At 34.2% G+C, this 383-nt stretch carries 1 protein-coding gene; it reads left to right on the top strand.

All coding sequences use genetic code 11. From position 1 onward, the window contains the following. Nucleotides 1-306: Dph6-related ATP pyrophosphatase (locus tag AC1DND_RS29600; protein ID WP_477586632.1), on the top strand; the 306-nt coding region annotated here is incomplete at its 5' end. Nucleotides 307-383: the final 77 nt, after the last annotated feature.

The raw sequence follows: 383 nt of genomic DNA, 5'->3' as shown, positions 1-383 counted from the left end.
TTCCTAAACCTGAACTATAAAACCATCATTGTTTGCACACAGCAAAATCTCGAAAATTTTTGTGGAAAAGTAATCAGCCTTGATTTAATCAAGCAATTTCCTGCAGATATTGATCCATGTGGCGAAAACGGAGAGTTTCATACCTTTGCTTTTGAAGGACCAATTTTCAAGAACAAAATCACTTTCACCATCGGAGAGAAGGTATTCAGGACTTATAACGCACCAAGTAAAACAACTGCTAATGAGGATTCTCCTTGTTCAACAACAGCACTTTCTGGTTTCTGGTATATAGATTTATTGGAATAATTTTTCTTTTCAAAACATTTTGGCATCATTTTTTCTTTAGTATGGGTAATTAACTAAATCACACATCCCATTGAAAC

This window comes from Pedobacter sp. 01N416, assembly GCF_056399685.1.
The sequence above is the reverse complement of the archived record's forward strand: the minus strand, read 5'-3'. Positions and strand labels throughout refer to the sequence as shown.